Raw genomic sequence first — 12,047 nt, 5'->3', positions numbered from 1 at the left:
GAGTATCAGATGATCTCGGGCAGAAGCTGATTGAGGCGCGCGAGGGCATCCTCATTGCGTCGGTAGTGTGACCACTGGCCGATCTTGGTGCAGTGCACGAGGTCTGCGCGCTGCAAGACCGCCACATATTGCGAGACGGTCGACTGGGATGCACCCATCCTGGCTTGAATGTGCTTGAGGCAGACGCCCACTTCGCTTGCGGGTTCGAGTTGGGGCGGGAAACTTTCCGGGTCGCGCAGCCATCGCATGATCGCCATCCGCTGCGGATGCGCGATCGCCTTGAGGGCGGTGACCACCCACTCGTCGGTGTCGAGCAATTCACTGCTGTTCATCGCTCCAGCATATCTGCTCATCGCGATCTTGTGATATACATTCATCGTAAAATCACGATCTAACGATGGAGGCTTCATGTCGGTACGCGGGAACGCTCTGGTCATCGGTGCACTGGGGGTCATCGGCGGCAACCTGGTCGAGCACCTGGCAGGCACGGACAACTGGGATGTGGTCGGGATATCCCGACGTGGCGCAGAGAACCGGCCACGCATACGCCACGAGCGCGCAGATCTCCTCGATCTCGACTCCACGCGGGCCGCGATCGGTCGTGCCGCGGAGACGACGCATCTGTTCTACGCCGCCTACCAGGACCGTCCGAACTGGTCGGACCTCGTCGAACCGAACGTGACGATGCTGCGCAACGTCCTGGATTCGGTGGATCTCCTACCCGCCTTGGAGCACGTCAGCCTGATGCAGGGCTACAAGGTCTACGGGGCCCATCTCGGTCCGTTCGCGACGCCTGCCAAGGAGAGCGATCCGCCGCACATGCCCCCCGAGTTCAACGTCGATCAGCAGCAATTGCTCGAGCGACGGCAGCGTGGCCAGAGCTGGTCGTGGTCGGCGATCCGCCCGTCGGTCGTTGCGGGAGTCACCGTGGGCAATCCGATGAATATCGCGATGGTGCTCGCCGTGTACGCGTCGATCAGTAAGGAGCTCGGAATCCCGCTGCGCTTTCCCGGCAAGCCGGGTGCCTACTCCAGCCTCATCGAAATGACCGACGCGGGCCTGCTCGCGCGCGCCACCGAATGGGCGGCGACGACTCCGTCGGCCGCCAACGAGGCCTTCAACATCACCAACGGCGACATGTTCCGGTGGCAGCGCATGTGGTCGGTGGTCGCCGACTTCTTCGATATCCCGGTCGCGGATCCGTTGCCCATGTCGTTGTCCGAGGTGATGGCCGACAAGCAGCAGGTATGGGACGCGATGGTCGCCGAGCACGGACTCGAGCCCACCCCCTACGAGGACGTCTCCTCCTGGCAATTCGGCGATTTCGTGTTCGGCTGGGACTACGACGTGATCGCCGATACCTCCAAGAGCCGACGCGCCGGATTCCACGACTACGTCGAGACCGACGCCATGTTCACCAGGATCTTCGAGCAACTCCGGGAGCGCAGGCTCATCCCCTAGTTCTTCGGCAGCTGCAGTTCCTCGGCACTCCGGTGGGTCAGTACTTCGCCGGGAGTTTGCGGGCGTAATCCGATCCGAGGGTCACCCACCGGCTCAACTGGCGCTCGGTGCGCACGCCCTCGCCGCCGACGCGGAGCCAGCCGCGTGTCTCGCGGCCGGACATGACCATCGGCTCGGTGTGCGGATACTCCAGGAGTACCTCGGTCTGCTCGGGCGGGACCCGCACCATGAGTCCACCGCGGGAGCTCGCAGCCAACGCCATGTTGCCGTTGATGAGGAACGCGAGACCGCCGAACATCGGCTTCTCGTCCACGTTGCTCTCACCGCTGAGCAATGCGCGGATCCGAAACGCGAGTTCATCGTCGTAGGCCACCACTCGAGGGTAGGCATCGCGGCCGCCACCGCGCACGCTGACGCATGCACGCGGTGATCTTCGCACCCACCCGCGGCAGGACCGCCGTCATCATGTCCGCCGAGCAGCTCGCCGAACCGACGTCATGATCTGCACACCGGCACCAACGTTGGCAGGCTAGAGCCACCCGGCTCGCCCTCGACGCGCACCCCGCCACCGTCACCGTCGACGGACTAGTCGACATCCTGCACTACCCTGCCTGCCGACATCAGCAGTCCGCCGGCCTCCTTCGAATACCGACGGCCCCTCGGGGGCGACACGACGCACCTGAAGTCGCTACCCAACTCCACACGCTCTGCACGAACTTGACACGGCTAGCACCAAGTTCGCTCCGCGATTCCTGGCCCGGCACCGTCCACCTACCTGCACACCTTTATGTCACCATTCAGGGTCGTGCCCGATAGCATCAGTGTCCTGCCGTCCGCCGCATATCTATCGGAGTTATGCCGATTCTTCACACGGGCATGCGAAGCAAGACTCTCCAGACTCTTCTTTCGATCGAGAAGAGAGGTCACTATACCAACCGGTCCGTCCGATAGCACGGCAATGCACCGCTGCGATGAAACTGGTCGCGAGCGTCGAACCTTTTACATTGGCTAGACCTGCAAGCTTAAGCACGTGGGCAGTGGCAGAAAAGTAGTCGTGGTCCCCGACTATCGCAGTGGATTGATCCCGATAGTCGTTCAAAGCACTAGCCAGAATCCGTGCTAGATCGATGGTGTCCTCCGTGATCGGTGGTGAGTTGTTCAGCGCAATCCGCACGATCTCGTCGACGCGCGGCTCTATCGACCTAAGTTTACCGAAGGGGAAATCACGTAGCTTTAGTCCCCATTGGTGTTTGACGCTAAGGAGTCGTAGAACTCCGACCACGAAGGCTAGTGCAAGTCCCTTCTGAATTAGTTCGCTGGCGGAGATTCGTACCCCAGTGCCTGCCGTGGCTGTCCGCAAGTGGGCGCCCAATACTCGCTGCATCACTGATTGGTCGACCAAGACCAGGTCCATCACAAAGTCGTGCCCGTCCGAGGTAACAACTCGCGTGCCATACGGAACCTCAGTCGGAACGAAATCGTCGTAATCGCTGTCTACTAAGAAGTAGGCACTCGGGATCGCGTACTGATCAGCTTTGATTGATGCTTCAAGGACTTCTCGCTTGCCACCGTGTGCTCCTATGACGGTTACGGATGCACCGGTGTGATAATCCATTGTGTACTCGTCGTCACTGCCCTCTACCACAAGAATCATCCCTTTTAGTTCGGGACGGATCATCGCAATTTCATTGAAAAGTGTATTGGAGTTTAGGTATTCGATCATTAGAAGCTCGTATCAGACGGTCCAAGTCGGATGGCTTTGTCCCATCTGTCGTTGATGATCTGAGGCGAGTGTGTCGCAACAATGAACTTCAGCCCTCGGATCTTTGCGATCCTCTGCACGTCCGGGATGAACTCGATTTGCCAACTCACGTGAAGTGAAATTTCGGGCTCATCAATCAGAACAAGAGCGCCCTCTGGAACATTGAACAGGAGGTCAAACATTAGGATCACCTCATGCTGCTCACCGGACGACAGTGTCTCAAGTGCTATCTTGCGACCACCTGATTCATCGGAAACAGAAATTCCCTCGCTAGAGTCTACGTGAACTTTCTTTCGCAGGAGGCGACGGTTGAGGATATCCTCAAGTAGTTCGATTCGGCGTAGAATATTAACAAACGGCTGTAGCTTCTGGTCGGCATCTGACAGGTACAAATCGAGAAGTCGAAGCTCCCAATTCTCCAGCGATCGCGAAGGTAGCGACAATTCACTTTCTAGGGGAACGGATACAACACGCCCTAGCCGCGACCGAAATTCATTTTGTTCATTGTACCTGGCTCGTATACCCGAATCGTCATTTGCTTGTGCTGACTCACCTGAAGCTTCGAGAATACGACTTGGAAAGGTTCTATCAAGTTGTTGGGTAATTCTCGAATGTTCGGTCTGTGCATTATTTATCTGAAACTTCATTACTTCGGCCTGGTCATTGATCCGGGTTGCGTTAACGGCCGTTCGCCTGCGCCTTTGGAAACTGGCCGGTCGTCGAAGGATCGGACGGGGCGTCGAGCCTGTTCGAAGTCTCTGCGTTTCGATCAGATAGACAGGAAATCGTTTCCGAAATTGCTCAAGGGCTTCCGGTATCTTGCCGCCCAACCCCGAACTTAGCTGAGAAGAATAGAGGGACTCCAAATGCTCATAGGTCGATATCTCGCCGTCGGAGCGGTCCTCCCACAGGCCATTTTCAATTGGTCGCCACGGTGTGTTGTCGATCAGCCAATCGACAGCCTCTGGCTGGTCGTACGTCCACCGGTCCTGCAATTCTCCATCAATAAGTAGGTCGAAGGTAACGAACTGTTCCGCAGTTTCCCAGCTGGAAGTGGCGGTGATTTTATTGTTACGATCAAAAAGTATCTCGGCAGTGTCAAACGGTAGATTAGAAAGCGCTCGACCGTCAATTCGGCAGAGGCCGTCTAGTACCTCCAGAGTCTTAGTTTTGCCGACACCGTTGGGGCCGTAAACGATCACGAAATCGTCATCGGAGCCGAACTTAATGGTGTGGTCGTAGGCACCGAGTACACCATATACGCTAGCCTGTATGAGCTTGAGTGGTTTCTGGTCCGTCACACCGGACATCTTCTCATTCCAACCTATCGCCGCACACTGCATTCGCGTCTGACGCCGTGTTGTGCCAGAAGCCTGTCTCGCCTATCGAGCGCAACGCCCGTGCGGACGATATTGGCCGCGACCATGGCGGGAAGGGACTGACTAGCGGACCGTGACTGTACTCTTCGGCTGCGACTTGTCCCGAATCTCGCAGTCGAGGAACTGACACCCCCAACTCCCCTGATGGCCTCCGCTGAGACGTCCGTCGTCCTTGGGTGCACTGCGTGCGGTTGTCCATCGCGCTGTCTCGGGTGGCGCGGGGTTATCGTTACGCAGCATGCCTTCAGGACCAGTAGGAATTCGACTCATCGCCTACTTGGGTCCGCACCTGTTCATCCGGGCACCGGACGTGTCCGCAGCATGAAGATGCCAGCGCGCCAGGGTCGCCTTTGTGTCATTTGCCAGCCGGCCGCGCTTCTTGGTGCCGTCCACCGGCATCGTTTCAGCCAGCGCATAAGACCGACAGATTTCGGCTGCATGATCAACAATCGATCAACTGAACCGCACATTCAGGCGGTCGGGCACCCGGTGAGGTCCACGGGGGTCGAGCACTACGACGTACCCACGGTCTAAGCGGCCGGCGATCGTCGCGGTAGGCAGATCGGCGCGGTACAGGTGGTTGGCAGAAGACGCAGCGGCTCAGCAGCGCGGCCTCTCATTGCCACCGGTCGACAAAGCCGACGTTCACGCGGTGTCTGCTGCCAACAAGACCTGTTCGCCTTGAGTGTGTTCGACGTGGAGTTGACCGCCAACTATCTACGGGTAAAGGTCCTTACTCGGGGAGTGTCCCGCGACGGAGCGCGGGTGGCCACCGCACGCGACGCCAGGGCGGCTGCGTTACGGCGCCCCGACTACTCGTGCCAGCGAATCCCCTCCGCGAAGGTGGGCTGGACAGCAACTTACTTCTGAGTAAGATAGCCCGCATGGCGATCAACCTGGAGCTCCCGAAGAAGTTCGATTCGGCGGTCGAGCAAGCCCACCTCGCGGCCGAGCACATCTTCCGACCGGTCTCGCGCAAGTACGACAAGGCCGAGCACGAATACCCCAAGGAACTCGACGACCTGGGCGCACTCGCCAAGAAGGCGCGCGAGGCGGCCAAGGAGTCCGACAAGTCGGGCGGCGCCGATGCCGATGCGGGCACCGTCAACGGCGCCAACATCCGCGGTGTGTTGCACGGCGTCGAGATGGGTTGGGGCGACGTCGCCCTCATGCTGTCCATCCCGTATCAGGGTCTGGGCAACGCGGCGATCTCCGCGGTGGCCACGCCGGAACAGCTCGAGAAGTTCTCCGGTGTCTGGGCGGCGATGGCGATCACCGAACCGAGCTTCGGCTCCGACTCGGCGGCGGTGTCGACGACGGCCACGCGCGACGGCGACGAATACGTCATCAACGGCGAGAAGATCTTCGTCACCGCCGGATCCCGCGCCGACCACGTGGTCGTCTGGGCGACCGTCGACAAGAGCGCCGGTCGCGCCGCGATCAAGAGCTTCGTCGTGCCTCTCGACGCCGACGGAGTGAGCGTGGTGCGCCTCGAGCACAAGCTGGGCATCAAGGCCTCCGACACCGCGGTCCTGCGCTTCGAGAACGCGCGCGTGCCCGCCGAGAACCTGCTCGGCTCACCGGAAGTGGAGACCAAGAAGGCGTTCGCCGGGGTCATGCAGACCTTCGACAACACCCGCCCGGTGGTCGCGGCGATGGCCGTGGGACTCGGCCGGGCTGCGCTGGAAGAACTGCGCAGCCTGCTCAGCGACGCCGGCCACACCATCGACTACGACGCCCCCGCGGCCACCCAGCATGCTGCGGTCGCCGAGTTCATCCGGCTCGAATCCGATTGGGAGGCTTCCTGGTTGCTCGCGATCCGGGCAGCCTGGATGGCCGACAACTCCCAGCCCAACTCCACCGAGGCGTCCATGTCGAAGGCCAAGGCCGGCCGCACGGTCACCGACATCACCAACAAGGCGGTGGAACTCGGTGCGAGCGCGGCATTCTCGGAGACCATGCTGCTCGAGAAGTGGGCTCGCGACGCCAAGATCCTCGACATCTTCGAGGGCACGCAGCAGATCCAGCAGCTGATCATCGCCCGCCGTATCCTCGGAAAGTCCAGCGCCGACCTCAAGTGAGCGACGGGTTCAACGGACGCCGAGTCCGATGACCGAAAAGCTCAGCCCAACAATCGTGTTCGCAGCAGGTCCTCGCGGACCAGGCGTGCCGTGTCGCGTTCGCGGCGCGCTGCCATGACCGCGGCGAGGACATCCTCGGCCGGCGCCTGCGGCGGAGGAGCGGGCGCGACATATGGCGCGATCGCGAAGATCAGACGCTCGGCGAGAGCCGACCGCGCCGCCGGGCTGTAGGCTTCGCGCCGGTTGAGGAACTGCCGTACCGACACCGCCAACGGGTCCGGGAGAGCGGCGATGTCGGCGGCCCTCGCCCACGGGACCAGTGGCGGCGGCATCGGGATCGGTTCGGGCAGCGCGATCGTGAATCGTTCGCGGATCACGTATGTGCCGGCGACGAGGTCGCCGATGCGTTTGTTGCGGCGGTTCACCGCCGCGCAGATCATCGCCGGGACACCGAAGAACGTGTAGATCTCGACCACGCCGATCATCGCCCGGGTCAGGGCGTGGCGGAATCGGATCGGCCCGGCGTCGTCGCGGACGGTCCGCAACCCGAGTATCACGTGCCCGAGGGTTTTTCCGCGGGTGAGCGTCTCCCACGTCGTCGGCACCGCGGCGAATGCGATCACCGTCGACACCGTGAGACAGGCGCCGAACAACGCGTCGTCGACGTCGTAGGCCAGCTTGAACGACAGGTAGATGCCGAGGATCAGCACGAGGTAACCGAGGATCAGATCGATCACCCCGGACAGGATGCGCAGCCCGAACGAGGCGGCCGGCAAGTCGAGCGCCACCGCCTCACCCGACACCTGGTCGTCGCGTCCGACGCCGACCGTGCCGACCGCGCCCCGACCCCAGGTGACCGGCGGATACGGCCGCACCGGATAGGGCATCTGCTGCGGATACATGCGCCACACTCTAGGCCACCACGCCGGCCGCGGCGTCGATCAACCGGTTCACATCCGCACTCCACCGTCGCCCGGCGTTCTAAGCTGTCGAGGTGGATCTCGATGCCTACGTGGGCGACAAGCGGCCGACCTGGGAGCGGCTCGAGCAGCTCACCAAGCGCCGCCGGCTCTCCGGCGCGGAGGCCGACGAACTGATCGACACCTACCAGCGGGTGGCCACCCACCTCTCGGTCATCCGGTCCACCGCTCCCGACGCCTCCCTCGTCGGCTATCTCTCCGCGTTGTTGGCCAAGGCGCGGACCCGATCCGCCGGTGTCAAGGAGAGCAGTTGGGCGATCGTCGGCCGCTACTTCGGGCGGACGTTCCCCGCGGCGTTGTATGCGATGCGCTGGTGGTGGCTCAGTGTTCTGATCGTGTCGTTCGTCGGAATGTTCGCGATGACGTGGTGGTTCCTGGACCATCCCAGCACCGAGACCGCGTTCGGCAGCCCGGCCGACATCCAACGACTCGTCGACAACGACTTCGCGAACTACTACACCGAGAACGCCGCGACGTCGTTCGCGTTGCGGGTCTGGACCAACAACTTCTGGCTCGCCGCCACCTGTATCGCCTTCGGCGTCTTCGGTTTTCCGATCGTCATGGTGGTGTGGAGCAACATCCTCAACGTCGCGGTCACCGCGTCGATCATGATCCGGCACGGTCGCGCCGATGTGTTCTTCGGCTTGATCACCCCGCACGGATTGCTGGAGATGACCTGTCTGTTCGTCTCCGCCGGAGTGGGCCTGCGGGTCTTCTGGTCGTGGATCGCGCCCGGCCCGAAAACACGAATGCAGTCGCTGGCCGAGCAGGGTCGCGCGGCGATCGGTATTGCGTTGGGATTGGTTGTCCTGCTGCTGATCACCGGGCTCATCGAGGCATTCGTGACACCGTCGGGGCTGCCCACGTGGGCACGTGTCGGGATCGGCGTGTTCGTCTGGGTGGGATTCTTCGTCTATGTGTTCACCGCAGGCCGGTGGGCCTACAACGACGGCGAGCGCGGCGACATCCCCGATCCCGACCGCGGTGACGCAGTGCCCGTGGCGGCCTGAGCGGCGTCCTGACCGGAGGAGCCCGGACCGGAGGAGTCCTGACCGGAAGAGTCGTGGCCGGCGGTGGCCTCGGGAGCACGGTGCCGTCCGACGTAGCCGCCGGAATCCGATGTCGGTGAACTCGATGTCGGTGAACTCGATGTTGTTGTACTCGGGGTCGCCGAGGCCGGGGTGATGGGTGTCTGGGGGGCAGACGTTGTCGTGGTGGCAGCGGGAGCCGATGTCGGGGTGGGTGTTCCGAGGGCCGAGGATGCGCTTGTCGTCACGGCGTAACCGGTCGCCGCCGGAGCCGCGACGCTCTGACGGGCCGCGGCGCGGGATGCGGTGTTCTCGGCGGATCTCGCGGCGTTCGTGGTGGCAGTGGTCCCGAAGACACTGCCGATCGTCTGCTGCGCGGCCGGATCGTCGCCGAGGGTGGTGTAGCCGGTCCGGTTGTATCCCTGATCGACGATCGTCTTGAGCGGACCGTTGAGTTGGTCGGCCACACCACTCAGACCCATCATCCGGAGTGGTTCGAGCAGAGGCAGATTGGCGGTCGGAACGAGGACGTAGGTGGTGCCGCCGACGGTCTGGACGAGATTGTTCTGGTCCTCGACGTCCACGCCGGTGTAATCGGTGTGGACGACGAAGTACCCGGCGATGGCGTTGGCGACCGCCAGCCCGTTCAACGGGTTGTTCGGCCAGTCCGATTCGCCGTCGTACTCGCGGGAGACGTCGATGACGGTGTACCCGGTGTCGGTGGGGGTCGCGGACCCGACGCCCAACGTGGGCGCCTGGCCGTTGAGCCCTCGTTGCGGGTTGCCCAGCAGAACAAATGTCAGATCCGACTTCGGCGGGGCCGTGGCCGACGCGGCACTGTCCTGAAGCCAGGAGGTGACGATCATGCCGCCCTGAGAGTAGGCGAACACCACCTTCTTCCCGGGTGTCGTGTTGATGTCGGTGGTCAGGGCCGCCACGCCCTTTTGCAATGCGATACCGCCGATGTCGCCGGAGGGGTAGACGACCGTCTGGCACACATTGGGCGGTGAGCAGAGCGCGCCGCCGAGTTCCTCGTTCATCGGGATGTTCACGACCGTGGTGTTGCCCGCCACCGTCAGCACGGTCGACGCCAGGCGCACGTTCGCCGGGGACAAAGTCACCGGTGCGGAATCCGCGGCATTGACCCCAGGACTGACCCCATGACCGGCCGCAACGGCCGCAGCGATCAGAGACAGTGCGGCCACCGATACGGGGGAGCTGAGATGATTCGGGCGCATCGGATTTCCCCTCCTGAGCAAACCCCAACCCGCCCCGGACGCTACACGATGATGGTGTGCAGGTGGCGAGTAGCGATGGCTGTCAACCAGATTGGGTTGCCTGACAACCAATAGGGGAGTGAACGGACCGGGTTGGGGAGCACACCGACCGGCTCAGAGCAAACCGCGTGACTTGAGGGTGAGGTAATGATCGGCGAGTGCCGCCGGGAGATCTGCCGGGTCGGCGTCGACGACGTCGACACCCAGGCGCGACACCGCCGATTCGGTGCGTCCGCGCAGGGCCAGGGTGCGGGCGGCAGCGGCGGCGTCGTAGATGTCGGCCGCGTCGTCGCGCAGAGCAGCCATCGCGGCGAGCTGCGGGTCACGGACCGATCCGATCACCACCTTGTACCGCTGCGCCAGCACCGACAGCGGTGCCAGCATCGACTCCTCGACGGCGGCCGGCTCCAAGGGCGTCAACAACACGAGTAACGCACGTTGCCGGGTCAGTTTGCTCACCTCGGCGGCCAGCAACGGCCAATCTGCTTCCAGTAGAGCGGGTTCCAACGCTGTCATCGCGCTGACGAGATCACCGAGCAGGGTGGTGCGCGACGCGCCGACCACGCGCCGGTGGACGACGCGATCACCGGCGATCAGATCGACGCGATCACCGGCATGCGCGGCGAGGGCGGCCAGCAGCAGGGCCGCGTCCATCGCCGCGTCGAGACGCGGAGCATCACCGATGCGGCCCGCGGAGGTGCGCGAGGTGTCCAGCACGATCACGATGTGGCGGTCCTTCTCGGGCTGCCAGGTCCGCACCACCGTCGACCGTCGCCGGGCGGTGGCGCGCCAGTCGATGCTGCGCACGTCGTCGCCGTCGACGTAGTCACGCAGGGAGTCGAATTCGGTGCCCTGCCCACGAATCCGCACCGCCGAGCGGCCGTCGAGCTGACGGAGCCGGGCGAGCCGGGACGGCAACAACTTTCGGGAGTCGAACGGTGGCAGTGCACGAATGGAGCCGGGTACGACATAGCCCGATTGCCGCCCGGCCAGTCCGAGCGGACCCATCCGCCGTACCGTCACCCGATGCGTGAGCCGATCCCCCCGGCGGGTGGGCCGCAGCCCGGTCACCAGCTGTTGCTGCTCGCCGGGCGCCAACGACACCGCGTGCACCGCGTTCACCGCGCCCGCCGACGGCTGCCACGAATCGTTGATCCGCGCCCGGAACCGGCGGCCGGTCGCGTTGTGCGCCATCAGAACCGAGCTCCCGGTCTCGCCGAGGCGGATGGGCGCCGACGGAAGCCGGTAGAGCCGCAGGGTTCTCGTCGACCCGGCGGCGATCAGATCGACGACCATGAGGACCACGCATCCCAGGACCCACAGCAGGGCCACCCAGTAGCGCGGGTAGGCGATCACCGGGATCGCGCCCGCCACCACGAGCGCGAAGAACCGGCCGGTGAGCACCATCAGCGCGGCACGGGCACCGAGGCGATGGCGGCGTCGAGGACCGCCGCCACCGACACGCCTTCGAGCTCGGCCTCCGGTCGCAACGAAAGGCGATGTGCCAGAGTCGATTGGGCCAGCGCCTTGACGTCGTCGGGTGTGACGAAGTCCCGTCCGCCCAGCCATGCCCACGCCCGGCTGGTGGACAACAGGGCGGTGGCGCCGCGCGGGCTGACCCCGAGCGCGAGTGACGGTGAGGTCCGGGTGGCCCGGGCGATGTCGACGATGTACGCCGCCACCTGCGGGGCCACCGCAACGTGCCGGACGGCATCGGCGGCGGCGACGATGTCGGCAGCGGAGGCCACCGGTCGCAGCCCGGCCGCTCCCAGATCCTTCGGGTCGAATCCCGCGGCATGCCGTGCGAGCACGGTGATCTCGTCGTCACGGGGTGGGACGGGCAGGGTCACCTTGAGCAGAAAGCGGTCGAGCTGCGCTTCCGGCAGGGGATAAGTGCCCTCGTACTCGACGGGATTCTGGGTCGCCGCGACCAGAAATGGGTCGGGGAGCGGGCGGGGCACACCGTCGACCGAGACCTGCCGCTCCTCCATCGCTTCGAGCAGCGACGCCTGCGTCTTGGGTGGTGTCCGATTGATCTCATCTGCCAGAAGGAGATTGGTGAACACCGGCCCGGGCCGG

The 12,047-nt window shown here is 63.7% G+C and carries 11 protein-coding genes; 3 read left to right on the top strand and 8 right to left on the bottom strand.

Annotated elements, in window-relative coordinates; all coding sequences use genetic code 11:
- Positions 1 to 5: 5 nt before the first annotated feature.
- The gene (locus GOPIP_RS05495) at positions 6 to 332 is read right to left on the bottom strand and encodes an ArsR/SmtB family transcription factor (protein ID WP_006368582.1); all 327 of its coding nucleotides are present in this window, start codon (positions 330 to 332) and stop codon (positions 6 to 8) included.
- A gap of 76 nt (positions 333 to 408) precedes the next feature.
- On the opposite strand from GOPIP_RS05495, the gene GOPIP_RS05490 reads away from it, so the two are divergent.
- A complete protein-coding gene (locus tag GOPIP_RS05490; RefSeq protein WP_006368581.1) occupies positions 409 to 1,461 on the top strand; it encodes an SDR family oxidoreductase in 1,053 nt (350 codons plus the stop codon).
- 37 nt (positions 1,462 to 1,498) lie between these two features.
- Here GOPIP_RS05490 and GOPIP_RS05485 read toward each other — a convergent pair whose 3' ends face one another.
- The 3 genes from GOPIP_RS05485 to GOPIP_RS28175 form a co-directional block, all read right to left on the bottom strand.
- Entirely contained in the window at positions 1,499 to 1,834 is a 336-nt protein-coding gene (locus GOPIP_RS05485; protein WP_035727284.1) for a TfoX/Sxy family protein, read from the bottom strand.
- Between the two features lie 480 nt (positions 1,835 to 2,314).
- Positions 2,315 to 3,184, bottom strand: a complete 870-nt coding sequence (locus GOPIP_RS28665) for a hypothetical protein (RefSeq protein WP_006368579.1) — start codon at positions 3,182 to 3,184, stop codon at positions 2,315 to 2,317.
- Entirely contained in the window at positions 3,184 to 4,533 is a 1,350-nt protein-coding gene (locus GOPIP_RS28175) for an AAA family ATPase (RefSeq protein ID WP_006368578.1), read from the bottom strand. The genes GOPIP_RS28665 and GOPIP_RS28175 overlap by 1 nt, the downstream gene beginning before the upstream one ends.
- Before the next feature lie 953 nt (positions 4,534 to 5,486).
- On the opposite strand from GOPIP_RS28175, the gene GOPIP_RS05475 reads away from it, so the two are divergent.
- The gene (locus GOPIP_RS05475; protein ID WP_006368577.1) at positions 5,487 to 6,683 is read left to right on the top strand and encodes an acyl-CoA dehydrogenase family protein; all 1,197 of its coding nucleotides are present in this window, start codon (positions 5,487 to 5,489) and stop codon (positions 6,681 to 6,683) included.
- 41 nt (positions 6,684 to 6,724) lie between these two features.
- Here GOPIP_RS05475 and GOPIP_RS05470 read toward each other — a convergent pair whose 3' ends face one another.
- Positions 6,725 to 7,594: an RDD family protein gene (locus tag GOPIP_RS05470; RefSeq protein ID WP_006368576.1), complete on the bottom strand. Its 870-nt coding sequence runs from the start codon at positions 7,592 to 7,594 to the stop codon at positions 6,725 to 6,727.
- 83 nt (positions 7,595 to 7,677) lie between these two features.
- Between GOPIP_RS05470 and GOPIP_RS05465 the strand changes: the two genes are divergently transcribed.
- Positions 7,678 to 8,673 carry a stage II sporulation protein M gene (locus tag GOPIP_RS05465; RefSeq protein WP_006368575.1) on the top strand — a complete coding sequence of 332 codons (996 nt, stop codon included), beginning with the start codon at positions 7,678 to 7,680 and terminating at the stop codon, positions 8,671 to 8,673.
- Here GOPIP_RS05465 and GOPIP_RS05460 read toward each other — a convergent pair.
- The 3 genes from GOPIP_RS05460 to GOPIP_RS05450 all read right to left on the bottom strand — a co-directional run.
- Positions 8,604 to 9,929: a PE-PPE domain-containing protein gene (locus tag GOPIP_RS05460; protein ID WP_006368574.1), complete on the bottom strand. Its 1,326-nt coding sequence runs from the start codon at positions 9,927 to 9,929 to the stop codon at positions 8,604 to 8,606. The two genes, GOPIP_RS05465 and GOPIP_RS05460, sit on opposite strands and share 70 nt — an antisense overlap.
- 153 nt (positions 9,930 to 10,082) lie before the next feature.
- Positions 10,083 to 11,375: a DUF58 domain-containing protein gene (locus tag GOPIP_RS05455; RefSeq protein ID WP_006368573.1), complete on the bottom strand. Its 1,293-nt coding sequence runs from the start codon at positions 11,373 to 11,375 to the stop codon at positions 10,083 to 10,085.
- Positions 11,375 to 12,047: AAA family ATPase (locus tag GOPIP_RS05450; RefSeq protein ID WP_006368572.1), on the bottom strand; the 673-nt coding region annotated here is incomplete at its 5' end. The genes GOPIP_RS05455 and GOPIP_RS05450, both read right to left, overlap by 1 nt.

The sequence above is a fragment of the Gordonia polyisoprenivorans NBRC 16320 = JCM 10675 genome (assembly GCF_000241325.1).
Lineage (GTDB): Bacteria > Actinomycetota > Actinomycetes > Mycobacteriales > Mycobacteriaceae > Gordonia > Gordonia polyisoprenivorans.
This window is presented reverse-complemented; position numbering and strand designations above follow the sequence as displayed.